At 72.3% G+C, this 25,079-nt stretch carries 24 protein-coding genes; 18 read left to right on the forward strand and 6 right to left on the reverse strand.

The window, feature by feature from the left end; genetic code table 11:
* Positions 1–10 precede the first annotated feature (10 nt).
* The 3 genes from OHB01_RS12265 (at position 11) to OHB01_RS12275 (ending at position 3,348) form a co-directional block, all read left to right on the forward strand.
* The gene (locus OHB01_RS12265; RefSeq protein WP_142649047.1) at positions 11–484 is read left to right on the forward strand and encodes an NUDIX domain-containing protein; all 474 of its coding nucleotides are present in this window, start codon (positions 11–13) and stop codon (positions 482–484) included.
* 73 nt (positions 485–557) lie between these two features.
* Positions 558–782, forward strand: coding sequence for a hypothetical protein (locus OHB01_RS12270; RefSeq protein WP_142649048.1), 225 nt, complete (start codon positions 558–560; stop codon positions 780–782).
* 154 nt (positions 783–936) lie between these two features.
* Positions 937–3,348 (forward strand): ATP-binding protein, encoded by a 2,412-nt coding sequence (locus OHB01_RS12275; protein WP_328855360.1) that lies wholly within the window; start codon positions 937–939, stop codon positions 3,346–3,348.
* Here the strand turns inward: OHB01_RS12275 and OHB01_RS12280 are convergent.
* Positions 3,311–3,826, reverse strand: a complete 516-nt coding sequence (locus tag OHB01_RS12280; protein ID WP_142649050.1) for an ATP-binding protein — start codon at positions 3,824–3,826, stop codon at positions 3,311–3,313. The genes OHB01_RS12275 and OHB01_RS12280 overlap by 38 nt on opposite strands.
* Before the next feature lie 38 nt (positions 3,827–3,864).
* Complete coding sequence (locus tag OHB01_RS12285; RefSeq protein ID WP_142615988.1) at positions 3,865–4,056, reverse strand: DUF5999 family protein; 192 nt, start codon at positions 4,054–4,056, stop codon at positions 3,865–3,867.
* A 469-nt stretch (positions 4,057–4,525) separates the two neighbouring features.
* On the opposite strand from OHB01_RS12285, the gene OHB01_RS12290 reads away from it, so the two are divergent.
* Complete coding sequence (locus OHB01_RS12290; RefSeq protein WP_142649051.1) at positions 4,526–4,987, forward strand: PPOX class F420-dependent oxidoreductase; 462 nt, start codon at positions 4,526–4,528, stop codon at positions 4,985–4,987.
* 16 nt (positions 4,988–5,003) lie between these two features.
* Positions 5,004–5,258, forward strand: a complete 255-nt coding sequence (locus tag OHB01_RS12295; RefSeq protein ID WP_222709459.1) for a hypothetical protein — start codon at positions 5,004–5,006, stop codon at positions 5,256–5,258.
* Here the strand turns inward: OHB01_RS12295 and OHB01_RS12300 are convergent.
* Complete coding sequence (locus tag OHB01_RS12300; protein ID WP_261985717.1) at positions 5,234–6,061, reverse strand: AraC family transcriptional regulator; 828 nt, start codon at positions 6,059–6,061, stop codon at positions 5,234–5,236. The genes OHB01_RS12295 and OHB01_RS12300 overlap by 25 nt on opposite strands.
* A gap of 66 nt (positions 6,062–6,127) precedes the next feature.
* Between OHB01_RS12300 and OHB01_RS12305 the strand changes: the two genes are divergently transcribed.
* Positions 6,128–6,538: a DUF2000 domain-containing protein gene (locus tag OHB01_RS12305; RefSeq protein WP_142649052.1), complete on the forward strand. Its 411-nt coding sequence runs from the start codon at positions 6,128–6,130 to the stop codon at positions 6,536–6,538.
* Here OHB01_RS12305 and OHB01_RS12310 read toward each other — a convergent pair.
* Entirely contained in the window at positions 6,513–7,175 is a 663-nt protein-coding gene (locus tag OHB01_RS12310; RefSeq protein WP_142649053.1) for a GNAT family N-acetyltransferase, read from the reverse strand. The two genes, OHB01_RS12305 and OHB01_RS12310, sit on opposite strands and share 26 nt — an antisense overlap.
* Before the next feature lie 241 nt (positions 7,176–7,416).
* On the opposite strand from OHB01_RS12310, the gene OHB01_RS12315 reads away from it, so the two are divergent.
* From OHB01_RS12315 to OHB01_RS12350, 8 genes are all read left to right on the forward strand, one after another.
* On the forward strand, positions 7,417–8,289 hold the full coding sequence (locus OHB01_RS12315) for a GNAT family N-acetyltransferase (RefSeq protein ID WP_328855361.1): 873 nt from the start codon (positions 7,417–7,419) through the stop codon (positions 8,287–8,289).
* Between the two features lie 359 nt (positions 8,290–8,648).
* Positions 8,649–10,457: a class I adenylate-forming enzyme family protein gene (locus OHB01_RS12320; protein WP_328855362.1), complete on the forward strand. Its 1,809-nt coding sequence runs from the start codon at positions 8,649–8,651 to the stop codon at positions 10,455–10,457.
* A 65-nt stretch (positions 10,458–10,522) separates the two neighbouring features.
* On the forward strand, positions 10,523–12,091 hold the full coding sequence (locus tag OHB01_RS12325) for an NAD(P)-binding domain-containing protein (RefSeq protein WP_328855363.1): 1,569 nt from the start codon (positions 10,523–10,525) through the stop codon (positions 12,089–12,091).
* Positions 12,088–13,170 carry an alpha-hydroxy acid oxidase gene (locus OHB01_RS12330; RefSeq protein WP_205830502.1) on the forward strand — a complete coding sequence of 361 codons (1,083 nt, stop codon included), beginning with the start codon at positions 12,088–12,090 and terminating at the stop codon, positions 13,168–13,170. Before OHB01_RS12325 ends, OHB01_RS12330 begins: the two co-directional genes overlap by 4 nt.
* Positions 13,164–14,540 carry a cytochrome P450 gene (locus tag OHB01_RS12335; protein WP_147942917.1) on the forward strand — a complete coding sequence of 459 codons (1,377 nt, stop codon included), beginning with the start codon at positions 13,164–13,166 and terminating at the stop codon, positions 14,538–14,540. The genes OHB01_RS12330 and OHB01_RS12335 overlap by 7 nt, the downstream gene beginning before the upstream one ends.
* A 139-nt stretch (positions 14,541–14,679) precedes the next feature.
* Positions 14,680–16,068: a cation:proton antiporter gene (locus OHB01_RS12340; RefSeq protein WP_147942918.1), complete on the forward strand. Its 1,389-nt coding sequence runs from the start codon at positions 14,680–14,682 to the stop codon at positions 16,066–16,068.
* A gap of 138 nt (positions 16,069–16,206) precedes the next feature.
* The gene (locus tag OHB01_RS12345) at positions 16,207–16,860 is read left to right on the forward strand and encodes a response regulator transcription factor (protein WP_205830503.1); all 654 of its coding nucleotides are present in this window, start codon (positions 16,207–16,209) and stop codon (positions 16,858–16,860) included.
* Positions 16,857–18,176: a sensor histidine kinase gene (locus OHB01_RS12350; protein WP_205830504.1), complete on the forward strand. Its 1,320-nt coding sequence runs from the start codon at positions 16,857–16,859 to the stop codon at positions 18,174–18,176. The genes OHB01_RS12345 and OHB01_RS12350 overlap by 4 nt, the downstream gene beginning before the upstream one ends.
* Before the next feature lie 147 nt (positions 18,177–18,323).
* Here the strand turns inward: OHB01_RS12350 and OHB01_RS12355 are convergent, their stop codons facing one another.
* Positions 18,324–19,100: a TetR/AcrR family transcriptional regulator gene (locus OHB01_RS12355; RefSeq protein ID WP_328855364.1), complete on the reverse strand. Its 777-nt coding sequence runs from the start codon at positions 19,098–19,100 to the stop codon at positions 18,324–18,326.
* A gap of 82 nt (positions 19,101–19,182) precedes the next feature.
* On the opposite strand from OHB01_RS12355, the gene OHB01_RS12360 reads away from it, so the two are divergent.
* Positions 19,183–19,644: a nuclear transport factor 2 family protein gene (locus OHB01_RS12360; protein WP_328855840.1), complete on the forward strand. Its 462-nt coding sequence runs from the start codon at positions 19,183–19,185 to the stop codon at positions 19,642–19,644.
* A gap of 249 nt (positions 19,645–19,893) precedes the next feature.
* Here the strand turns inward: OHB01_RS12360 and OHB01_RS12365 are convergent, their stop codons facing one another.
* A complete protein-coding gene (locus tag OHB01_RS12365) occupies positions 19,894–20,997 on the reverse strand; it encodes a HesA/MoeB/ThiF family protein (protein ID WP_205830505.1) in 1,104 nt (367 codons plus the stop codon).
* A 284-nt stretch (positions 20,998–21,281) separates the two neighbouring features.
* Here OHB01_RS12365 and OHB01_RS12370 point away from each other — a divergent pair, with 284 nt between their 5' ends.
* The 3 genes from OHB01_RS12370 to OHB01_RS12380 are packed head-to-tail and all read left to right on the forward strand — an operon-like array spanning position 21,282 to position 25,074.
* Positions 21,282–21,797: a hypothetical protein gene (locus tag OHB01_RS12370; protein WP_328855365.1), complete on the forward strand. Its 516-nt coding sequence runs from the start codon at positions 21,282–21,284 to the stop codon at positions 21,795–21,797.
* Positions 21,797–23,422 carry a hypothetical protein gene (locus OHB01_RS12375; RefSeq protein ID WP_328855366.1) on the forward strand — a complete coding sequence of 542 codons (1,626 nt, stop codon included), beginning with the start codon at positions 21,797–21,799 and terminating at the stop codon, positions 23,420–23,422. Before OHB01_RS12370 ends, OHB01_RS12375 begins: the two co-directional genes overlap by 1 nt.
* On the forward strand, positions 23,419–25,074 hold the full coding sequence (locus OHB01_RS12380; protein ID WP_328855367.1) for a VWA domain-containing protein: 1,656 nt from the start codon (positions 23,419–23,421) through the stop codon (positions 25,072–25,074). The genes OHB01_RS12375 and OHB01_RS12380 overlap by 4 nt, the downstream gene beginning before the upstream one ends.
* Positions 25,075–25,079 lie beyond the last annotated feature (5 nt).

The following is a 25,079-nucleotide window of genomic DNA, read 5'->3' on the forward strand; positions in this document are numbered from 1 at the left end:
CGGAGCTGCGATGATCCCGGCGGACGCCTTCTACGCGGGGCTGTTCAAGGTGGCCGCCGCTGCGGCCGGTTTCCTCACCGACTCCTCCGGGCGGGTCCTGCTCGTGAAGCCCGGCTATCGCGACCACTGGGGCTGGCCGGGGGGCCACATCGACGAGGGCGAGTCGCCCGAGGCGGCCTGTGGCCGCGAGCTGGCCGAGGAGCTGGGCCTCACCCGGCAGGTGGGCCGCCTCCTCGTGGTCCAGTGGGTGCCGCCGCTGGACGACCGGCCGATCCCCCTGGTCCACTTCCTGTTCGACTGCGGCACGTTCGAAGACGGCACAGGCGTCGTCCTCCAGGAGGAGGAGCTGGACGACTACGGGTTCTTCACGGCGGAGCAGGCCGCCACCCTCATGCCGGCCTACCTGGTGGCGCGGCTGAGGGCCGCGCAGCGGGCCCGCGCGACCGGCGAGACCGTCTATCTCCCTGTCACCGTCGCCGAATAGTTTGCCGTCCCCGTGGAATGGGGTGGACGAACACGCCACGGTGAACGCGCGTGACGCGACGGGACGGTGAGGCATGGACGATCCGGAGCTCAAGAAGGAGCTCGAAGAGCTGGAGGCCCAGATCGAGCGCCTGCGCAGGGAGACCGTGCAGATGCGCGAGGAGATCGGGCAGAGCTGGGACGCGCCCACGGATCCGGCGGAAAGGGCCACCCTGCTGACCAACGTCGAGCAGCAGGAGGCGCTCATCGACGACCTGGAGCTCAGGCGCGAGCAGATCCTGCGGCGGATGAAGGGCTGAGCCCGCCGCCCGGGCGCCCCACCCGGCGAAGGGCGGGGCGTACGCCCCGACGAGCGGGCAGAGCACGGCCTGACCTGCGTTTGTACGCTGGTATGTGCCACGACGTGGTGGTTTGTGCCAGGACGACGGGGGCGGCGTGGGCGTCATGACCGCGATGCGAACGAGAGTTGCCAGGGGGGAACTGGACGGGCTGCCCGCGGAGGTGACCAGCTTCGTGGGGCGGCGCCACGAGCTGGCCGAGCTCAAACGCCTGATAGGGATCTCGCACGTGGTCACGCTGATCGGCGCGGGCGGGGTGGGGAAGACCCGCCTCGCGCTGCGGGTGGCCGAGGAGGTACGCAGGACCACCTTCCCCGGCGGCGTGCGGTTCATCGAACTGGCCGCGCTCGAAGATCCGGATCTTCTGGTGCAGGCCGTGGCCGAGGCGCTGCCGGTCAACGAGCACTCGACCCGGTCGCCGCTCGACGCGCTGATCGAACGCCTGCGGGGCAGGCAGACCCTGATCGTGCTCGACAACTGCGAGCACCTCCTCGCCCAGTGCGCGGTGCTCGTGGACACGCTGGTCCGCGCGCTTCCCGAGCTCCGGATCCTCGCCACGAGCAGGCAGGCGCTGGGCATCGCCGGCGAGCAGATCGTGGAGCTGTCGCCGCTCTCGACGCCCACCCCGGACGGCGACTCGGCGGTGCCGCTCGCCGAGTCGGACGCGGTCAGGCTGTTCGCCGAGCGGGCCGCGGCGGTCGTCCCCGGGTTCGAGGTGACCGAGGAGAACGAGGACGCGGTGGCCGAGATCTGCCGCCGGCTCGACGGCCTGCCCCTGGCGATCGAGATGGCGGCCGTACGGCTGCGCGCCCTGTCGGTGCGGCAGGTGCTGGAGCGGCTGGACGACCGGTTCCGGCTGCTCACCGGGGGTTCGCGGGCCGCGCTGCCCCGGCAGCGTACGCTGCGGGCGCTGTTCGAGTGGAGCTACGACCTGTGCACCGAGCAGGAACGGCTGATGTGGCAGCGGGTCTCGGTCTTCGTCGGCTGCCTCGACCTGGAGGCGGCCGAGCAGGTGTGCGCCGGCGACGGGATCGCCCGCGAGGACGTGCTCGAACTCATCGCGGGCCTGGTCGACAAGTCGGTCCTGCTCCGCAGGGAGTCCGACGGCATGGTCCGCTACTGCCTGCTCGACACCGTGCGGCAGTTCGGCCGGGAACGGCTGGCCGAGTCCGGGGAGGAGGCGACGCTGCACCGGCGCCACCGCGACTACTACCGGAAGATCACCTCGCGGGCCTGGGCGGAGCTGTTCAGCGCCGCCCAGCAATCGTGGGTGGAACGTCTCCAGCGCGACCACGCCAACCTGCGCAAGGCCCTGGACTGGTCGCTGCGCGAGCCGGGAGAGGCCGAGACGGGCCTGGCGATGACCGCCGAACTGCTCTACCACTGGAGCGGCTACCACCTGTCGGAGGGGGCGGGCTGGTTCGACCGGAGCCTGGCCGCCGCGACCGAACCCGGCGAGGTGCGCGCCCACGCGCTGTGGGCGGGCGCCTGGATCTCCCTGCTGAGGGGCGACTACACCACCACGCTCGCCCGGCTGGATGAGGCCGCGTCGATCGCCGAGCGGCTCGGGCTGCGGGTGACGCTCGGCTACATCGCGTTCCTGTACGGCATGGCGGCCGTGTCCGGGGGCGACCTGGAAAGCGGCATGCGGCGATATGAGGAGGCGGAGGCCATCCACCGCGCCGCCGGCAACCCCATCGGCCTCGCGCTGGCACTCAACCGGCTCGCCCTGGCCAACGCGTTCCTCGGCCGTCCGGCCGCCCGTGATCTCGCCGAGGAATGCGTGGCCCTCTGCGACCTGCACGGCGAGGTCTGGCACCGGGCGTACGCGCTGCTGGCGCTGGCGATCGACGCCTGGCACCGCGGCGACGTGCGCGCGGCCTGCGCGATCGACAACGAGAGCCTGCGCTATAACACGGCGTTGGGCGACCAGCTCGGCATGGGCATGAACCTGGAGGCCCACGCCTGGTTCGCCGCAGGTGAGCAGAAGTACGAGCGGGCGGCCCGGATGCTCGGCGTCGTACAGACCTGCTGGCAGGCCGTCGGGGCGCGGCTGGCGGAGTTCCGCCACATGAGCCGATATCACGACGAGTGCGAGGCGGTGACCCGGGAGGCGCTGGGCGAGCGCGCCTTCCAGGCCGAGTTCTCCCGGGGCGCGGCCCTGACGAGGGAAGAGGCCCTGGAATACGCGTTGCTCGAACGGGCGCCCGCCGCCGCGCGGGGGCCCGCGCCGTTCGAGGGCCGGATCGCGCCGCTGACGCGCAGAGAGACGGAGATCGCGCACCTTGTCGCCGAGGGACTGAGCAACAAGGACATCGCGGGGAGACTGGTGATCTCTCAGCGCACCGCGGAAGGCCACATCGAGCACATCCTCGACAAGCTGGGGTTCAAGTCGCGCGCCCAGGTCGCCGCCTGGGTGAAGGAAAGACTGAGCGAGGGCGCGGACGGCCAGGTCGCGGACGGTGCCGCAGGCCCGAAGACCGGGCCGGTCAGTGGAGGGCGTAAGCCGGCAGCTCGAACCAAGTGATCTTGCCCTGGCGGGTGCGCTCCGCGCCCCAGCAGCAGGCCAGCGTGTCCATCAGCCGCAGTCCGCGCCCGTGCTCCTCGCCCGAGGAGGGCTGGGCCATCTGGGGCATCGTGCCGTCGGTGTCCTCCACCTCGCAGCGCAGCAGCCCCTCGACGGCCGACAGCCGTACGACGAGGTCACCGCAGCAGGTGTGGCAGACCACGTTGGTGACCAGCTCGGTCACGAGGAGCTGGGTCACGTCGGACAGGTCCTCCATGCCCCAGGTGGTGAGGCGCTCGTGGACCAGCCGCCGGGCCAGCCCGGCGGAGGTGACGTCGGCGGGCAGTCGCCAGGACGCCGTCTCCACGTCGGGCTCCTCCACAAGCCGGATCGCGAGGTCGCCCACCCGCTTCCGCAGCGCGTCCCAGCGGTGCCGGATCGCGGAGTGCCGGTGCTGCCGGGCGGTCTGCGTCTCGCCGCTCTGCGCTGACGGTGACACGGATGACAACGAATCGTCCTGAACAGGAGTGAGCAGACTCATGCGGCACACCCCAAAGAAGCGCGAGCCGGGATGCTGCGACCATCCGGCATGAGCTCACCGCTGTCGTCGAAGAGCACCACGCCGTTGCAGAGCAGGCCCCATCCCTGCTCCGGGTGGAAAGCGATCAGACAGGCCGCGTCGCGGTCAGGTGCGTCCGCTGACGGGCACTGCGGGTGGTGCTGGCACATGATCGGTCCCCCTGACTCTCATGCACTCTTTAGGACGTTTTCAGACTGCCCTCTTGTGCCTTGGTGCGAGGAGGGGGAAAACACCCGTATCGATACCTGTTCGCGACATACGTACGTAGTGGGTGCTAGTCGGGTAGAGGACAGGTAAAGAGCCACGGGTCCCTCACTCGTCCAGGGAGATCGGGTCCTTTGCCCGGTCAACGGACGCCTCGGACGCCCCACGGCCCGGGTTCTCCGTGGCCGGCGCCTGGTTCTCGGCCTCCGGCTCCTGCTCGGCGGCGTCACCTGCCTGGTGGAGCGGAGCCCCGCCTCCGGACGGTCACTAAAGTGACGGGCATGAATGAGCGGAGCGGATCAAATGGGCACGACATGCCGCTCCGCATCGGAGGCGAGGAGAGCGCATGAGTGAGCGGAGCGAGAGGCACGGCGCCTGGCTCATGCCACTTCGAGCCGGAGGCGAGGAGACAGCATGAGTCCGAGGATCGCGACCGCAGAGAAGGTTTCCCGTGAGGAGCTGCTCGACTTCATCCGGGGTCGCCACCGGGCGATCCTGATCACGACGAAGCGTGACGGCGGTCCCCAGGCGTCTCCGGTGACGTGCGGAGTCGACGCCGAGGGCCGCATCGTCGTGTCCACCTACCCCGAGCGCGCCAAGACCCGCAACGCCCGCCGTGACCCGCGCACGAGCGTCGTGGTGCTGTCGGAGGACTTCGACGGGCCGTGGGTGCAGGTGGACGGCACCGCCGAGGTGCTCGACCTGCCGGAGGCCCTGGAGCCGCTGGTCGAGTATTACCGCTCGATCTCCGGCGAGCACCCCGACTGGGAGGAGTATCGCGCGGCGATGGTCCGCCAGGGCAAGTCGCTGGTGCGGATCACCCCGACGTCCTGGGGCCCGGTGGCCACCGGCGGGTTCCCGCCGCGCCTGGCGTGACCCATCGCACCGGCCTGTGAGCCGCGCGTGCCTGTGGCCCTTGTACGCCGCCGGGTTCACCACCGCCTTCGGCGCGCACGGCATCGCGGCCGGTCTCGGCGTGGCCGGTGACGGCGCGGGAGCGTCCCCGCTCCGGCCCGGCCTGCTGCTCGCCCTGTATGACGGCGCCGAGGTCGTGCTCGAACCGGCGTTCGGCACCCCGGCCGACCGGATCGGCCCGCGCCCGGTGCTCGAGGGCGGCGTGAATCAGGCCGCCGCGGCCGCCTGGTAGTTGCCCGGGCTTATGCCATAACAGCGGACGAACCAGCGGGTGAGGTGGCTCTGGTCGGCGAACCCCGCCTCGGCCGCCGCGTCGCTCAGTGAACGGCCCTGCGCGATCAGCCGCCGGGCCGTACGCAACCGGAGCAGGCGCTGGTAGTCGCTGGGCGCCATGCCGTACACGGCACGGAAGGCGCGATAGACCGCGAACCTGCTGCGCCCGGTCACGGCGGCGAGGTCGTCGGCGGTGACGTCGGCGAGCGGGGCGTCCTGGAGGTGGCCGCGCACCCGCTCGGCGATGCGGCGGGCGTCCGCGGAGGTGGCCTCCCGAGCCCGCACCGGCCGGGTGGCGGCACGCCGGACGATCGAGGAGACGACGGCGGTCAGCAACTCGTCGCGGCGGAGGACGCCGGCGCCCCCGAGCAGGGCCCTGTGCAGCGCCCGGAGCCCGGCCGCGAGCGCCGGGTCGCGTACGACGGGGTGGGGGAACAACGGCGGCCCCGTCTCCCGCCCGGCCACGTCGCCCAGCACGCCGGTGACCAGCTCGGGCCCGATGTGGACGATCCGATAGGTGAACCCGAGGGCGTCGGCGGCGTGCCCGTCGTGCGGGTCGTCCGGGTTGAACGCCATGACCATGCCCGTCACGCTCGTGTGCGCGGCTCCACGGCAGGTGAACGCCTGGTGGCCCTCCTCGGTGACGCCGAAGGAATAGGTCTCGTGGCTGTGCCGGTGATAGACGTGCTGCGCGAAGTGGGCGTGCATGGCTTCCAGCGACCGGTCGGGAGAGCGCCAGTAGCGGGACCAATCCTGTGCCACCCCACCATTGTGCGGGGCGCACGAGCGTACAAGACCGCCCGGGTGCGTGCGGGCAGGCTGGGGCGCATGCGTTTCGACACCAAGATCGGGATCGTGGTCCGGGAGGACCTCGCCGTGTGGCAGAAGCTGAACGTGACGGCGTTCCTGGCGAGCGCGGTCGCGGGGGGAGCCCCCGAGGTGATCGGGGAGCGGTACGAGGACGGCTCGGGCACCTCTTATCTGCCGATGTTCCGCCAGCCCGTGCTCGTCTACGCCGCCGACCCCGCCGGGCTGGCCCGCGTGCGCGCCCGTGCCGTCGAACGCGGGCTCGCCGCGGCCGTCTACATCGAGGAGATGTTCAAGACCGGCAACGACGTGGACAACCGCGCCGCCGTACGGGCCGTCACGGCCGAGGAGATGCCGCTCGTCGGGCTGGCCGTCTACGGTCCCAGGAACGCCGTGGACAAGACGCTCAAGGGGCTCCCCCTGCATCCGTGATCCCCTCCGCGACTCCGAACAGGGGGAGGCAGGGTGCGAGGTTGTGGATCTCGAACCCGTCCGGCGTCCTCCACTCGTCGCGTGACAGGCGCACCCGCTGCTGGACGACGGCCTCGCCCCTGCGGTTGAAGACCCCGATCCCGTCCTCCCGATAGCCGAGCTTGCGGGAGACCGCCAGCGAGGCGGCGTTGTCGGCGAAGGCGGACGACCGGGCGTACCGCGCGCCGAGCCCGGCGAAGGCGAGGTGCAGGACGGCCGCGCGCATCTCGGTGCCGATGCCCTTGCCGTGGAAGCGCCTGCCGAGCCACGAGCCGGTGGCGACCTCCCGGGTGACGGCGAAGTCGACGGCCCGCATCTCCTGTACGCCGACCACCTGGCTCTCCCACACCGTCACGAACGAGCACGCCCAGTGGCCGGGAGACCAGGTGCCCCACTGCCGGAAGTGGACCTGGACGGTGGAGCGGGCGCGTTCGTGCGGCGGGGCGTCCGTCCACGGCTCGCCGAACGGCATCTCGCCCGAGTCGTGCACCCCCTCGGCGGCCCGATCGGCGAGCGCGTCCAGGTCGTCGAGGCCGGGCAGGCGCAGCTCCAGCCGTGGGGTGGTCAGTCGTAGTGCCAGGAGCGGCCAGTGTCGCATGGCACGATCGTGACAAGATCGGCCGCCCGCTGGACAGCGGTTTTTGCCGAAATAATCGGTTTCCGCCGGTCCGGGGGTGCGGCTAGTCTCTGGTGCCGCCCTGAGCGCCGGGGCCGACGAGCCCGGCGCCGACCAAGAGCGCCGACCAAGAGCGCCGACCAAGAACGCGGACGGAGAACGCGGACGGAGAACGCGGACGAAGAACGAAGAACGCGGACAGAAACCGGGGACGAGAAACCGCATGCCCGACCCGCTCAACACGCCGGCCGCCGAGCTTCCCGTACGCCGGCTCGGACCCGGGGACCTGGATCGATGCGTCGCCCTGAGCGTGGACAGGCACTGGGCCCCGGAGGAGCGCAAGTGGCTGTTCCTCCTGGAGAACGCCGAGGTCTACGCGATCGACGCCCCTTCGGGAGATCTCGCGGGCACGGTCACGCTCACCCGATATGGCACGACAGCGGCGGGCATCGGCATGATGCTCGTCGCCACGCGGTATGGCGGACGCGGCCTGGGCCGCCGGCTGATGACGCACGTGCTCGACACGGCCGGTGACGCGACCGTCTTCCTCTGGGCCACCGAGTTCGGCCGGCCGCTGTACGAGAAGCTCGGCTTCGAGACCGTGGGCGTGACCGAGGCGCGCGTGGGGCGCCTGCGCGTCGGGGACGACCCCGTACGGACGAGGCCGGCCGACCTCGACGCCGACCTCGACGCCGATCTCGGCGCCCTGCTGGCGCTCGACGGGGAGGTCTTCGGCGCCGACCGGGCCGAGTTGCTGGCGCGGCTGTTCGCCTTCGCCGAGGAGGTAAGGGTCACCGAGGACGAGACGGGGCTCACCGGTTACGCCGTGTCGTGGCGCAACGGCGGCACCCTGTTCATCGGGCCGGTGGTCGCCGACGACGAGGAGGCCGCCCACGCGCTCGTGATCGACCTCGCACGCCGGGCCGACGGGCTGGTGCGGATCGACGCCGACCGCTCCCGGCCGAGCCTGCTGCACCGGCTCGGCGAGCGGGGCCTTTCAGAGGCGTTCTCGACGTGCTTCATGGTCCGCGGCGGCAGGCCGATGCCCGGCGACCGCGCCCGCATGTTCGCCCCGATGATGCTCGCGATGGGCTGACCTCGGTCGATCCTCATCGGGCCGCTCCGATCGGGCCGCTCCGATCGCCGTTCCGGCCGGGCTGCTCCCGCCGCCGCCTCCGGGAAGCCGCTCCCACGGAGCCGCTTCCCCTGGTTGCTCTCGCCGGGCCGCCCCCACCTGGGCCGTTGCCAGCGGGCGGCGCGGGCGCGACGCGGCTCTGAGTCGGGCGGCCCTGATCCGGGCGGCCCTGGTCTGGGCGGCTCTGGTCTGGGCGGCTCTGATCCGGCTCTGATCTGGGCCGCCTACCGTCGCGACAGCCGGTGGCACACCGGCGCCCGCGCCGCGGCGGGTCGTGTCGTCGCCGCGGGCGGGTGCCTCGCGAGACGAAGGAGCCGGACGTGAACGATCCCGTCATCCACGCCACGCACCCGGAACGCGCCGAGCCGCGCATTGCGCCACCCACCGCGCCGCACACCCTGCCGCACACCGCACCACCCACCGCGCCGCACACCGCACCACCCACCGCGCCGCAGGCCCTGCCGCACACTGCGCCGGACGCCGGGCCCCGCACTGCGTCACTTGCTGCGCCGGACGCCGGGCCCCGCGCTGCGTCACTTGCTGCGCCGGATGCCGTACCGGATGCCGTACCGGATGCCGTGCCGCCGGACTCCGGTGGGCCGTACGAGCAGGCCGCGGATGCCTTCCCGCGCCTGCTGCTGGAGGCGCTGCGCGGCGCGCCCGGCACCCCCGCCTTCGAACATGGCGACAGGATCGTCTCCCGGGGCGAGCTGCTGGACCTCATCGGACGCATGGCCGGTGCGATGCGCGAGGCGGGGCTCGGCCCCGGCACGGGCGTCGCGATCCGCACCGGGCTGTCACCGGAGGCGTTCGCCGCCCAGACGGCCGCGCACGTGCTGGGCTGCCGCGTCGTCAGCGTACGGCCCGGGTATACGCCCGGGCAGCTCGCCGACGTCCTCGGCGTGGGCGTTGACGCGGTGATCCTTGATCGATCGACGGCGACGCCGGACCTGCTCCACGCCGCCGGACCGGCCACGGTGCTGTCGCTGGGGCCCGTTCCCGGCGCAGAAGACCTGGTGGCTCATCCCGGCGACGGCCGCTTCCCCGGCGTGACGGCACGCCCGGACGACGTGGCCCTGCTGACCTTCACCAGCGGCAGCACGGGCCGGCCGAAGGGCTGCGTGCTCACCTATCGGGCCATGGCGGCGCACTGGTCCAGTTATCGCGGCTGGTCGTCGATCGCGCCCGGTTTCGCGGAGTCCTTCGAGCGCTACCTGCTCTTCGGCACCCTGTCGAGCCTGGTGGTGCTGGAGTTCCTGGCGCCGTGCCTGCTGTCCGGCGGCACCGCGGTGATCCCCGAGGAGGACGGCCGTCCCCTGTTCCCGTACGCGATCGAGCGGCACCGGATCACCGGCGCGATCGTGACCGTGCCCCGGGTGTGCCAGATGCTCGACCTGCTCCGCGAGGAGCGGGTGGACGTCGGCAGCCTGCGCGCGCTGACGGTCTCGGGGTCGCCCTTCAGCCCGCACCGGCTGCTGGAGGCGCTCGACCGGCTGGGCCCGGTCGTCCATGTCGCGTACGGCGCGACCGAGGCCGGGATCATCTCCCTGCTCACGCCAGGGGAAGGCCGCGACGCGCTCACCTCGGTAGGCCGCCCGCACCCCAGCGTGGAGATCAGCGTGCGCGACGAGGAGGGCCGCCCGGTCGGCACGGGACGCCCCGGCGAGATCCACGTGCGCAGTCCCTTCCTGATGGCGGGCTACTGGAACCTGCCGGAGGAGACCGGCGACGTGCTGCGGGACGGCTGGCTGCGCACCCGCGATCTCGGGCATCTCGACGAGACCGGCCTGCTGCACCTGGCCGGCCGCACCAGAGACGTGATCATGGTGAACGCGATCGTCGTCTACGCCGGTCCCATCGAGAAGGTGCTGGCCGGTCACCCCGACGTGGCCGAGGCGTACGTGACCGGCGCGCCGGACGAGCGGACCGGGGAGGCCGTCCACGCGTTCGTCGTGCCCGCTCCGGGCCGCGCCCCGGACCACGCCGCCCTGACGGAGCTGGTGCGCGCCGAGCTCGGCGCCGACAGCGTGCCCCGGACGATCACGACGGTGTCCTCCGTGCCGGTCGCGCCGAGCGGAAAACCGGACAAGCGTGCCCTGCTGGAGCGGCATCTGTCGTCTGCGCTCTGATCCGTCTCTGAGAATCACCCGCCAACACTGGTGAAACTTCAAGCACCCCAGTGAGGGAGGCGTCAGTGCCGGACAACATCCTGGACTACCTGGTGATCGGTGCCGGACCGGCGGGCCTGCAGATGGGCCACTTCCTGCACCGGGCGGGGCGCAGCTACCGGATTCTCGAGGCGGCGCCCGAGCCCGGCGCGTTCTTCCGGACCTTTCCCCGCCATCGCACGCTCATCTCCGTCAACAAGAAGTACACCGGATGGGACGACCCGGAGCTCAACCTCCGGATGGACTGGAACTCGCTGCTGTCGGACGACCCCCGTCTCCTGTTCACGCACTACAGCGACCGGTATTTCCCCGCCGCCGAGGACCTCCTCCGCTATCTGGAGGACTTCGCCGCCTTCCACGGCCTGCACGTCACGTACGACGCCCGGGTCGCGGAGATCACGCGCCCGGACGCCGCGGGGCCGTTCACGGTGACCGACGAGCACGGCCGGACCTACCGGGCGCGGCGGGTGATCGTCGCGACGGGGGTCACCCGGCCCAACGTCCCGCCCATCCCCGGCATCGAGACGGCCGAGCCGTACGGCACGCACTCGACCGACCCCGCGGACTACACGAACCTGCGGGTGCTGATCATCGGCAAGGGCAACTCGGCCTTCGAGACCGCCGACAACCTCGTCGAGACGGCCGCGGTCATCCACGTGGCCGGGCCGCGCTCGGTGCGCCTGGCCTGGCGGACCCACTTCGTGGGTCACCTGCGCGCGTTCAACGCCAACTTCCTCGACACCTATCAGCTCAAGTTGCAGAACGCCGTGCTGGACGGCGACGTCAGGCGCATCGAGCGCCGGGCCGACGGCTCCTACCTGGTCACGGTGGCCTTCGTCCGGGCCGACGAGGTCACCAAGGACATCCCGTACGACAAGGTGATCGTCTGCACCGGATTCCGGTTCGACGCCGCCATCTTCTCGCCCGAGTGCCGTCCCGAGCTGACGATCGGGGACCGGTTCCCCGCGCTGACCCCGGCGTACGAGTCGGTCAACGTGCCCGGTCTCCACTTCGCCGGCACGCTCACCCAGTCGCTCGACTTCAAGCGCGGCACCAACGCGTTCATCCACGGTTTCCGCTACGGCGTGCGCGCCCTGCACCGCTTGCTGGAGCACCGGAATCACGGCGTCCCCTGGCCGGGCCGCGACCTGCCCGCCGACCCGGACGCCCTCGCGGCGGCCGTGCTCGAACGGGTCAACCGCAGCTCGGCGCTGTGGCAGCAGTTCGGAGTGCTCGCCGACATGATCGTCCCGGACGGGAACGGCGGCATGCGCTACCTGGAGGAGCTGCCGCTCGACCTGCAGGGCCCGCCGCTCGGCGACGCGGGCCACTACGCGATCACCCTGGAGTACGGCCCGCACCATGACAAGATCGACCCCTTCGACATCAGCGTGGGGCGGATCAGGCAGAGCGACGCGGAGCGGGCGGACGAGGGCCACTATCTCCACCCGGTCGTACGCCGCTACAGAGGCGGCGTGGTGGAGGCCGTCCACCACGTGACCGAGAACCTGGAGAACGACTGGACCTCGGAAGAGGTGCACCTGCGCCCGCTCCGGGACTTCTTCCAGCGTCAGAGCCTCCCTGTTTCGGTGTGACGGCCGTGCTGGCGACGATCCGGGACTTCGAGGCGGCGGCCCGCGCCCGGCTGGACCCCGCCCACTACGACTATTTCGCCGGTGGGGCCGGCGACGAGGTCACGGTGAAGGCCAACGAGGCGGCGTTCGCCCGGCTCGGGCTGCTGCCGCGTGTCCTGCGCGGCGCGGGAACCCCGCAGATCGGGGTCACCCTGCTGGGCAGCCGCATGGCCATGCCGGTGCTGGTGGCGCCGACCGCGTTCCACCGGCTCGCCGACCCGGAGGGGGAGAAGGCCACGGCCCGCGCGGTGGCCGCCGCGGAGACCATCATGATCGTGAGCATGGCCGCCACGGTCGCGGTCGAGGACGTCGCGGCGGCGGCGCCGGGCGCCACCCTGTGGTTCCAGCTCTACGTGCAGCCCGACATGGCGTTCACCGAGGCGATCGTCCGGCGTGCCGAGAAGGCCGGCTGCGCGGCGCTGGTCGTCACCGTGGACTCGCCTGCCCGGGGACGCCGGGACCAGGACGTACGCAACGGCTTCGACGACCTGCCCGAGGGCATGCACTGCGAGAACCTGCGCGACGGCGACGGCGACCACGACGCTGACGGTGACGGCGACCGGGGCCCGGTGCGGCCGATCGTCATGTCACCGGCGATCTCCTGGGAGCATGTCGATCTGCTGCGGCGGATGACCCGGCTGCCGATCGTGCTCAAGGGCGTCACGCATCCCGCCGACGCGCGCCTCGCCCTCGACCACGGCGTCTCGGCGCTGTACGTCTCCAATCACGGCGGACGGCAGCTCGACACCGTTCCCGCCACCGTCGATCTGCTGCCGGAGATCGTGGCCGCCGTCGGCGGGGCCGTCCCGGTGCTGGTGGACGGCGGGATCCGGCGCGGCACCGACGTGGTCAAGGCGCTGGCGCTGGGCGCGTCCGCCGTCGCGGTCGGCCGTCCGGTGATCTGGGGCCTGGCGGCGGGCGGCGAGTGCGGCGTGGCCCGCGTGCTCGAAATGCTGCGGGACGAGGTCGAGCACGCGCTCACCCTGTGCGGCCTCGCCTCGGTCCGTGACCTCGAACCGGGATTGGTGCGGCGATGCTGACGGCGGTGTGGGCGGCCGCGGCCGTCGTGGTCGTGATCAGCCTGCCCCGGTGGCTGCCCGGGCGGGTCGTCGCGCTGCGCGGCTGGGTGTTCACGAGGATCAACGGCGAGGAGAGCATCACGGTGCCCGGCGACCTCGTCGGCGTCGACCGGTTCAGGGAGGTCTACTCCCATCCGGCCGCCTCCGGCCGGAGCGAGGGCGCCGCCCTGTCGGACCTGTTCTGGTATTGGCTGTCGCCGGGGCCCGAGATGCACCAGGAGCACCTGGAGGCCGGGGAGCGGTACGACGCCGTCGCCCTCGCCACGCGCCGCATCCTGTCCGTGCCGCGGGCGCGGGTGGAGGAGCTGACCCGATCGTGCGTCGTACGGGCACTGGAGGGCGGGCGCGGGGACAGACGTCGGGTGGTCCGGCTGCGCGACCTGATGATGCCGGTCTGGGCGGAGTTCTCCTACGAGCTCGTCTTCGGCGAGCCGTGCCCGCCGCATGCCCGTGATCTCATCGTCGGCAACGCGGACGACGTCGTGACCGCGCTCAAGTGCTGCGGCCTGCGGCACATGGACCGGCGCGACCGGCTGACCGCCTATCTCGTCGAGTCGCTGCCCCGCGTGAAACACGAGCTGCCCGCGGGCCTGACCACCCGGGAGTGCGCGCTGTATCTCCAGGGCGCCTTCTTCAACACGGCCGTCGTGCAGATGTCGGAGGCCACGGCCCATGTGCTGATGGCGCTCGCCCGGCACCCGGACGTACAGGCCAGGGCGCGGGCCGGAGACGACCGCTACCTCGACCAGGTGATCGCGGAGACGCTGCGGCTCTATCCGCTCTTCGGCATCGCCCACCGGATCACCACAGGCGACATCCCCCTCGGCGAGGACGTCGTCATCCCGGCCGGTTCGGTGCTGTGCTTCGACTACCCCGCCTTCCACCGCGCGGGCTTCCCCGACCCCGGGCGTTTCGATCCCGGCCGCTTCGCCCCCGGGCACGCCCCGGTCAGGGAGCTCAACCACATCCCGTTCGGCATGCCGGCGAACCGTCCCTGCCCGGCGTGGCGGCTCGCGCCGCTCGCCCTGCGGGTCGCGGTCCGGGAGATCCTGCGGGCGTACGAGCTCGACTCCACCGCCGCGCACACCCGGTCGCTGCCCAACCGGGGACCGTGCCTGCTCACCCCCCTGGATCCAGCAGGCTCGGCGGCGGCGCGGCACGGGCCGGGACGCCGCCTGACGCTGCTGTACATGCGGCTCAAGGACGGCTGGGAGGACGTCTGGCGCAGCCTGGTCCAGCTCGTCCTCGGCACGTACATGGTGTGGGACGCGCGGCGGCTGCGGCTGTGCGAGCGCCACTTCTCCGGCCACGCCCGTCCCGAGGGCACGTAGACGACCCGCCGATCTCCGGCTCCGGTCAAGATCTCAGGCCCCGCCGGATCTCCGGCTCCGGCCCGCCGATTTCAGGCCCCGAACGAGTCACAGGTTCCGAACGAGTCACAGGTTCCGACCACGAGCGGAGGCACTTGCCATGCCCGTTCCGGCCCTTCTCTCCGTTTCCGCCCCTGATTCTCCCCCCGCCCTCGCCGCCCTTGCCGAGCAGGCCCAAGCGGTCGATCCCAACCTGGAGCTGGTCCTCAGGGTGCTGCCTGCCCTGGCCGTCATCCTGCTGACCGCCGCGGTGTGCGGCCGGCTGGCCAACATGGTGCTGCAGCCGCGTGTCGTCGGCGAGATGGTCGCCGGCGTCCTGCTCGGGCCGACGCTGCTCGGCGCGGTGTTTCCCGACGCGCAGGAGGCACTGTTCCCCGACGAGGTCAGGCCGGTCCTGTACGTGCTCAGCACCCTCGGCCTGACGTTGTACATGTTCCTGGTCGGGGCGGGGATCGACCACGACGCCCGGGAGCCGGGCGAGCTGCGCAAGGCGGGCGTGCTCGCGGCGGCGGGCATCCTCTCTCCGGTGGTGCTCGGCGGCGCCGCCGGTCTCGCCCTGTGGGACAGCCTCTCCCGCCCGGACGTCGGCCGGATCGAGTTCGCCCTGTTCCTCGGGGGAGCGCTGTCGCTGACCGCGTTCCCCATGCTCGCCAGGATCCTGTACGAGCGCGGGCTGCAGAACTCCCGTATCGGCCGGGTCGCCCTGCTGGCCGCCTCGATCGACGACGCCGCGGCGTGGTGCCTGCTCGCGGCGCTGTCGGCGGTGCACCTGGGCGGCGGCACCGGTGACACGCTGCGCACCATCGCCCTGGCGGCGCTGTTCGCGGTGGTGATGCTCGGGGTGGTGGCCCCGCTGCTGCGCCCCCTCGGCCGCCGCGTCGCGCGGACCGGGAGCCTCAGCGCCGGAGCCGTGTACGTGATCGTGCTGGTGCCGCTCACGGCCGGATGGATCACCGACGCGATCGGCGTCTACTCGGTCTTCGGCGGCTTCATCGCCGGGTTGTCGATGCCGCGCGATCCGGCGTTCCGCGCCGTTCTGCACGGCCGGATGATGGACGTCGTATCGACCCTGCTGCTGCCCGTCTTCTTCGCGTTCTCGGGGCTGAACACCCATCTCGGCGGCATCGCCGGAAGCTCCGCGCTCCTGACGTTCGCGCTTATTCTGGCCCTGGCCTTCTCCGGGAAGTATTTCGGCTGTTCGCTGGCGACGCGGGCGTTGGGATTCGGCTGGCGTGAATCCTGGGCCATGGGCGCGATGATGAACGCCCGCGGACTGATGATCCTCATCTTCATCAACATCGGCCTGGCACAGGGCATGATCACGCAGGAGCTCTTCGCCATGCTCGTCCTCGTGGCGGTGCTCACCACCGCGGGGGCCATGCCCCTGTACAAGCTCGCGCTGCCGGAGCGCCACGAGCGGGCAGGCGCGGCGACCACGGGGAGCGCGACCCCGGTGGGCGCGGCGGCCGGCGAAACCGGTTTCAACTAATTTCATGTGTGAATTCGGACATTCGCAGAACACGGAGGGAGGTTTCCGGGGAAGGCGTTCCGAAGTCTGGAAATTTCCCAATTGTGGTGCCACGGTGGTCCGGTGGCACGGATATCGGGGACATCCGAACCGCGCTCCATGCGCCTGCTGCTCGTGGAGGACGACCGCGAGCTGGGAGACATGCTGGTCGAGGTGTTCGCCGACCAGGGCTACACGGTCGACCTGGCGCTGGAGGGCCAGCGGGGCCTGCATCTGGCGCTGAGCCGCGGCTACGACGTGATGATCATCGACCGTGGGCTGCCAGTGGTCGACGGGCTCGATCTGCTGCGGCGGCTGCGCAAGCAGGCCGTCACCGCTCCGGTGCTGATGCTCACCGCCTTCGGCGCCCTCGCCGACCGGGTCACCGGACTCGACGCGGGCGCCGAAGACTATCTGGTCAAGCCGTTCGAGATCGAGGAGCTGCTGGCCAGGGTGCGCGCCCTGCACCGCAGAAACCTGGACCAGGCCGCGCTGCTGCCGCTCGGCGACGGCTGGCTCGACTCCGCGTCCTGCACCGTACGGCTGCCGTCCGGCGAGCAGGTGCCGCTGTCCGGCCGGGAGTGCCGGCTGCTCCACGCGCTGGCGGCCCGCCCCCGGCAGGTGCACACGCGTACGTCGCTGCGGCAGCGGATCTTCGACGGCGCCAGGACCGAGGCCATCGTGGACACCTACGTCTACTACCTGCGCGCCAAACTGGGGCACAACGTCGTCCGTACGGTGCGGGGCGTGGGGTATCGCCTGGGTGAGCTGTGACGGCCCTGCGGTCCTACGACCCCGAGCGGCGCCTGCTGACCCGGACACGCCGCCGGATCACCGCGCAGGTGGCGGCCGTGTTCTCGCTGGCGATCGCCCTCCTGGGCACGCTGGTCTACTGCGTGGTGGTGGACGAGCAGGACGCCACCGCCCGGCGTGATCTGGCCGTGGCCGCGATGTCGGCCCCGATGGACCACCCGCCGCCCTGCGTATGGCTGTTCGAGCTCCGGGCGGGCACCCTGCGGAGCACCCCGGGGGCGCCGGAGAACCTGCCGGTGCGCGAGGAGCTCGACCGGGTCGCCGCCGACGGCCGCACCCGGGTCGAGGTCGCGGAGATCGGCGGCGCGACCTACCTGGTCCGTACGCAGTGGCGCGGCGACGCGCTGCAGCAGGCGGTGATGGACCTGTACTACCCCGTCACCGAGCGGGAGCGGCTGCTGCGCACGCTCTGCGCGGCCGAGATCGCGGCTCTGCTGGCGGCGTTGCTGATCGGCCAGGTCCTCGCCCGCCGGGCGATCGCGCCGCTGGGCGAGGCACTCGACCGGCAGCGCCGGTTCACCGCCGACGTCAGTCACGAGCTGCGCAGCCCGCTGGCCCGGCTGCACGTCCGCGCGCAGCTCGCCGCCCGGCGCCTGCGGCGCGAGCCCGATCCCGATCTCGTCGCAGGCGACGTCGACCGGCTGGTCACCGGCATCGGGCAACTCGGCGAGGTGATCGACGACCTGTTGCTGTCGGCCCAGCTCAGGCAGCGCCGCCGGCCGTTCGAGCCGGTGGACCTGGGCGCGCTGGCCGAGGAGTCGGCCGACGCCGAGGCGGCCCGCGCCGGGCAGCGCGGGGTGACGATCGACGTGCGGCGGGGTCCGGGTGACCATGTCGTGCGCGGAGCGCCGTCCGCGCTGCGCCGGGTGATCTCCGCGCTCCTCGACAACGCGCTCCGCCACACCTCGGCGGGCGGCCACATCAAGGTGACCGTGTCTTCGGAGGAACAGACCGTACGGCTCAGCGTCCGGGACGACGGCGTGGGTCTGGACCCGCGTGACGGCGAGCGCCTGTTCGGCAGGCATGCCGGATTGCCCCACGCCGGAGGTCTCGGCATCGGCCTGGCCCTCGTGAGCGAGGTGATGGACGCCCACGGCGGCACGATCGAGGTGGACGGGCGGCCGGGAGCCGGGGCCGCCTTCACCATCCGCCTCCCCCGGGCGGCGCCGGACCCCGCGCCGCGTCTCGCCCGGGTCCTCCTGCCCCAGCAGGCGCACGGCGAGACGAACCGAACGCCCGAGGCGACCACCTCCGGCCACGGCGACGCCTCCCTGTAGTCCTCCGACCTGTAGTCCTCCGCGCCGTTTTCCGGGCACGGGCCGTACGCGGCCGGCTGCGAGACCCGGAGGCGGGCAGGGGGGCGGATACGGGACGGGTCGGCCGCGGGACGGGTCAGCCGCGGGACAGGTCAGCGGCGGGACAGGTCAGCGGCGGGATGGGGCCGGTCGGCGGGCCGCCGACAGCAGGGCAAGCGCCGCGGACCGGGCCCGCTCGGCGGGGCCGGTGGCCGTGCCCATGGCGGCGGCGACGATGGCCCCCTCCACCAGCAGCAGGAGCTGGTCGGCGAGCGCGTCCGGGTCGGCGGCGCCCGCCTCCGCCGCGAGCGTGCCGAGCCGTTCCCGCAGCCCGTTCTTGTGCGCCCGCGCCGCCGCGGCGACGGGCGGTGACGTCGGGCCGAGCTCGCCGAAGGCGTTGATGAACGAGCAGCCGCGGAAGTCCGCCGTGCCGAACCACTCGGCGAGGAAGCCGAAGACGGCCGTCACCCGGTCGCCGGGTGCGGCGGCGCGGGCGACGTGCTCGTCCAGGGACCGCATCCACCGCCGGTCGCGATGCTCCAGGTAGGCCTCCACCAGCGCGTCCTTCGAGGGGTAGCTCTGGTAGAGCCGCTTGAGCGAGACCCCGGCCGCGTCGCGGATCTGGTCCATGCCCACGGCCTGGATGCCCTGGGCGTAGAACAGCCGCTCGGCGGCGTCGAGGATGCGGCGGCGCGCCTCGTCGCCGTCGATCCGCCCGCGCCGAGCGGTGCCCGTGCCATCGGTGTCCCCCGACCCGCCCCGGCCGGCGTCCGCGTGCCGTACGACCTTCGACCCGCCCCGAGCGGGGTCCGTGCCTCGGTCGTGCACCGGACCGCCGCGAGCGGTGTCCGTGCCTTGGGTGTCCGCCGACCCGCCCCGAGCGGTGCCCGCGCTCTGTGGTGCCACCGACCCCCTCCTCGCCCGCGAAAACGGTCGTTCTCTAGGATACGTATGGAGAACGATCGTTCTCCAGCTTGGGAAGGAGAGCCTGATGAGTACACGTCCCCCGCTTCCGCCGTTCACCGAGGAGACCGCCAGGCAGAAGGTGCAGGCCGCCGAGGACGCCTGGAACACCAGAGATCCCGAACGCGTCGCGCTCGCGTACACGGAGGACTCGGTGTGGCGCAACCGCTCGGAGTTCCTGACCGGGCGAGAGGAGATCGTCGCCTTCCTGCGCCGCAAGTGGGAGCGCGAGCGTGACTACGCCCTGCGCAAGGACCTGTGGACCTTCGGCGGCGACCGCATCGCCGTACGGTTCCAGTACGAGTGGCACGACGCCGAGGGCCGGTGGTGGCGCAGCTACGGCAACGAGTTGTGGGGGTTCACCGCAGACGGCCTGATGAGCCGCAGGGAGGCGAGCATCAACGACGTGCCGATCGAGGAGAGCGAGCGGCGCATCCACGGCCCGCGCCCCGAGTCCGAACGCGGGGCGGCCATCCCGCTCGCCTGACCATGCGCTCGGTCATCTGATCGTGAGTGCGCCTGACCGGCCGGATCGTGCGGCCCGCCTGATCCGGGGCGCGGTCGTCCGATCGGGGACGCCGCTCGGGTGATCGGCCGGGCGGCGTGGCCCCCTGATCGGGCGTGGTCCCCTGATCGGGCGCGGTCCCTGAACCGGCCGGGGTGGCACGGCGCGCCCGGCCGAGGCGTGCCCGCCTTGTCGGCGGCCGGTTGTCCGCACCGGCCGCCTGGGGCCGGGTCACCCGATCATGCTGCCGAGGGGCCCGGCGCCGAGGGGGCCCGTGCGGAGCGCGTCCGGCGCGCAGGCCGGGCAGTCGGGCGCCGCCGGATGGCGTGTGTAGACGTGCTGGTCCGGCGCGACGAGGTTGACGCCCGTGACGTAGCTCCCCGAGGTCGTGGGCATCCCGGTCAGGAACGCGATGACCGCCTGGGCGGTCAGGTGACCCGAGACCCCGGCGGAGGGCGCGATGACGTCCGGCCCGCCGAGGTCGAGGGGGATTCCCGGCGCGAGCGGGGCGTCGACGCTCGCGGTCAGGCACTCGTAGCACGGGCCCTCGGGTGTGAACGCCGCCACGCTCACCAGCGGGCCGTTGTAACCGCCGAGCGCCCACGGGATCTTCTCCGTCAGGCAGGCCCGGTTGACCCAGATGCGGATGCCGCCCCGGCCTGCCGGTTCGTCGGCGCACATCGCCACCGCGTCGAACCCGTGTACGAGGTCGAGCATGTCCTCCTCGCATTCGACCGCGCGGGTCTCACCGGTGACGCGGACGGAGGAGTTGACCTCGGCCAGCCGGGCGACGGCCACGTCCACCTTGGGACTGCCGATGTCGGCCTCCCGATAGAGGGCCTGCCTCGTCAGGTTGGACAGCTCGACCAGGTCGCGGTCCACGCAGTGGATCGCGCCGACGCCGCACGCGGCGAGTGCCCAGGCCGTGTGGCTGCCGGTGCCGCCGAGCCCGAGAACGAGCACGCGCGAGCGTTTGAGGCGCACCTGGGCATCCCAGCCGTGATCGCGTGGCGCGAGGCCGCTGCCGTGGAAGAACGCCGCGTTACGCGAGTAGCGTTCCAGCTCCCGCGGGCTGAGCTCCTCGGGCCGCGAGCCGGCGGCGTCCTCCACATATCCGGAGGTGAGCAGGCGATCGACGATGCCGGTCGCCTCGGCCTCCGTGAGCCGAGGGTACGCACGGCGCAGGCGGGCGACGACCTCCTGCGGAGTCCTGGTGCCGTCCATCGCGTTCAGAGCCGCCCAGACGTGCCCTTCCGGGTCGTTGATCTCCCGGGTGGTGCCGCCGATCCGGATCCGGTCGTTGCCGTACCGGTGGGGGCGGTGCTGGGTTCTCACACGGGGCAACCGCAAGGCGACCTCTCGGCATCGCGACCGGGACAGTAATCGACAGATGGATCTTTCTGGAATTGACCAGATATGTCAAGACGAATGCCGAAGCAGCATGCCCTCTGCGTACGGCGGCGACGAGGTCGATTCGTCCGGCCCGAGCAGGTCAGGGCCGCCGGCCGGTGCGGGAGCCGTACGTGGAAGGACCGGCCCGGACACGTACGTGACCGCATAATGCCTGGCAGCCCCACGTGCGCGGCTAAATGTCGTAGGGCTCGGCTACGTTCCGGATCATGACAGACCGTTCCCCCAACGGCTCCCCCAACAGCGCCGCCGTGTGGGCGCGACACAGCAGGCTGCGGGTGGTGCCGCAGGTCCAGCCGCGCAAGCTGGCGAAGGTCCCCTTCGTCGAGCTGGCGGACGGCAGGCTGCAGGGCGTGGTGTCGAGCGGCTCGGACATCGGCCGGGTCTACGTCTCCTCCATCGCCGCCGGCACTCACAACTACAACTGCAGCACCAACAACAACCGCCCCTGCGGCGGCCTGTACGGCTCGCCGTGCAAACACCTGCGGGCCCTGGTCGCCGAGGCCGTCGTGCAGTACGGCGCCGACCGGGTGTCCCGTTATCTGCGGGTCGAGGTCCCCGAGGGCGCGGATCTGGCCGACTGCCTGGGCGGCGTCCACGAGCCCGCCCCCGCCGCGGTCGTGTTCAGCCGGTTCCTGCGCCACCTTGCCTATCTGGAGGTGCCCGGCACGACCCTGCCGATCCCGGAGCTGCACTGGTTCCCGGCCACGGGGACGGTGGGCTGATGCTCGCCGTACAGCTCGCCGCCCTGCTCGGCGGCGACCAGGGAAACGCCGGTGAGGGGACGGAGGAGGCGCTCGCGCTGCTCGACGGCTTCGACGACGTCCTGGTGCACGGCCTGGCCCGGCTCGCCGACGAGCGCGCCGAAGCGGTGGCCGCGCTGGCCGCGGCGTTCGCCGCCACGCCTCTCGGCGACCGGCTGGCGGAGGCCGCCGACGCGGTCGTGTCCGGTTCGATCACGCAGGAGCACCTGACGGCGCTGGCGGGCGGCCGGGTCGCGTTGTCCGGCGCCGTACACGACGCCCTGCTCGAAAGCCTGGACACGGCCCTAGGACGGGAGCGAGCGGAATGGCCGCCGACGCCCGGCATCCCTGAGGCGGCGAGCGACTCCGGCGCCCAACCGGCTGGTCGGCCGGCCGCTGAGCCGTCCACGCAACCGGCTGGTCGGCCGGCCGCTGAGCCGGCTGCGCAACCGGCCGCTCAGCCTGCCGCGCCACCCGCCAGCGAGTCGGCCGCTCAGCCTGCCGCGCAACCGGCCGGTCAACAGGTCGCTCAACCGGCTGGTCGGCCGGCCGCTCAGCCTGCCGGGAACGTGCTCGGCGGCGTCCGGTCCTGGCTGCGCGAGCTGGCCATCACCGGCTGGCGCGGCGTCGACCACGACCTCGTCTCCGCGGCTGACCAGGTCATCGAGGCCCTGCTCGCCGCGCCGGGTCTGCGCAGGCTCGCGGTGCTGATCGACGGCTTCGCCGCCGAGCTGCGCGCCTCCTGCCCGATCGGCTCCGCGGAGCACCTGCCGGTGCGGCGCTGGGCGGATCTGTGGACCCGCGCCCTGCTGCTGTCGCAGGACGGCGTGCTGACCGGAGAGCCGACCGGTGAACCCGGGCCCGCCGCCATGGTGTCGGGACGGCTGCTGGTGCTCGGCGTCGACGTGCACGAGCACGGCACCGCCGTACAGTTCCAGGTGCACGCCGTTCTGGAGCCCGCCGACGGCGGCACGCCCCGGCTTGTGCGCACCTCGGTCACGGCCGCGAAGGTCGACACCATCGTCGGGACCGCGCTGTGGAAGCTGCCGCAGCGCCACAAGGTGCTGCTGGCCGCGCTGGCCGACCGCCGCAGCATCGAGATCGCCGACGTGCCCCTGCTCGACAGCGGCGACCTCGTCTGGCACGACGACCGCGCCTTCGTGAGCAAGCCCGCCGACCCGTTGGCGACCGCCCGGCTGTGCCTGCCCGGCGCGCTCGCCCCGGCGGTGCCGCCCCTCGATCGCGTTCCCGTACGGATCGCCGAACCCGTGCTGGTGGAGGGCTACAAGGTCACCAAGGACGGCTCCTTCGACCTGGACGGCACCCTGCTCGCCGTGGACACGGAACGGCTGCCCGACTGCGGCCCGCTCACGCCCAAGCTGGTGGCGGCCTCGTCGGTGTGCGTGGGACTCATGCGGTGGGACGGCGGCCGATGGACGCTGCAGCCGCTCGCCGTACAGGCCAAGGTCAAGCGCGAGGCGGTCGTGGTCGCCACCGGCGACTGGGCGCTCGGCCCCACCGACCCCAAGGCGGCCAAGGCCGAGGCCAGGGCCGCCGACGCGGTCGCCGTACTGCAGGAACGAGCCGGACGGTTGCTGCGACGATGAGCGACGACACCCCCACGACCGGCATCCCCGCAGCCGGTGCCCTCACGACCGGCGTCCCCACGGCCGGTGAAGAGGGACTGCCGAGCGCCGGCAGCTCCACGAGCGACATCCCCGCCGCAGGCGTCTCCGCGACTGGCGTTCCCGCGACCAGCGGCTCTGCGACCGGCGTCCCCACCGCCGGGGAAAGCGACCTGACGAGCGGCGGCATCTCCGTGGCAGGCGAAGGCGGTCTGACGGGCGCCGAGCGCAACCGGCGTCAGGTGCTCTACTGGCGGCTGCTCGCGCGGCTGTTCGACCACGACGAGCAGCCCGCGCTCGAGACCGCCAACGTCGCGGTCGTCGGCGACCTGGGCCTGCCCGCCGGGTTGCTCGACCCGGCCGTTTCGGTCGACTCGCTGGTGCAGCGCTTCCCCGAACTGGCCGCCGAGTTCGAGACCCTGCTCACGCCGGGCGAGCACGTGCCGGGCGGCGAGGTGCGCCGGGCGGCGCTGGTGTCGAAGCTGCTGCTCAACGTCTTCGCCACCGGTTCGGGTGACGTCAGCGCCACCCGGCTCGCGACCTGGCAGAAGGACGCCGCCTGGCTCAAGCGGGCCCTGTGCGCGGGGCAGGTGCCCGGACCGGGATCAGGCGCCGGACCGGGCGCAGGGCCAGGCACCGCGCCGGGAGCGGCGGGCGGCGACTCGGGAGCGGAGGCCGAGAGCGGTCCGGGGGCCGGGCCCACGGCGGGGCACGGGCCGGGTGCCGGGTTCAGGATCGGCGACGACGACCTGGCCAAGGCGCTGGCCGGCATCGAGGCCGAACTTGTCAGCCGCATGCGGCTGCGCGAGGTCCTGGCCGATCCGGCCCTGGCGCGGCAGCTCACGCCCAGCATGTCGCTGGTCGAGCAGTTGCTGCGCGACAAGGCCAACCTGTCGGGGGTGGCGCTGGCCAACGCCAAGGCGCTGATCCGCAGGTTCGTCGACGAGGTCGCCGAAGTGCTGCGCACCCAGGTCGAGAAGGCCAGCGTGGGCGCGATCGACCGGTCGGTGCCGCCGAAGCGGGTGTTCCGCAACCTGGACCTCGACCGCACGATCTGGAAGAACCTCACCAACTACAGCCCCGAAGACCAGCGGCTCTACGTCGACCGGCTCTACTACCGGCGCACCGCGAGGCGTACGACGCCGGCCAGGATGATCGTGGTGGTCGACCAGTCGGGTTCGATGGTCGACGCGATGGTCAACTGCACCATCCTGGCGTCCATCTTCGCCGGGCTGCCCAAGGTCGACGTGCACCTGGTGGCGTACGACACCCGCGCGCTCGACCTCACCCCGTGGGTGCACGATCCGTTCGAGGTGCTGCTGCGCACCCAGCTCGGCGGCGGCACGGACGGCACCGCCGCCCTGGCACTCGCCCAGCCGAAGGTCGCCGACCCCCGCAACACGGTGGTCGTGTGGATCTCGGACTTCTACGAATGGAACAGTCCCGCCGTCTTCGCCGGGATGGAGGCGCTGCACCGGTCCGGCGTACGGCTCATCCCGGTGGGCTCGGTGGACAGCGGCGGCCAGCAGAGCGTCAACCCGTGGTTCCGGCAGAAGCTCAAAGACCTGGGCACGCCGGTGATCTCGGGCCACATCCGCAAGCTCGTGTTCGAACTCAAGAACTTCCTCGCCTAGGAGAC

It is taken from the genome of Microbispora hainanensis (assembly GCF_036186745.1).
Lineage (GTDB): Bacteria > Actinomycetota > Actinomycetes > Streptosporangiales > Streptosporangiaceae > Microbispora.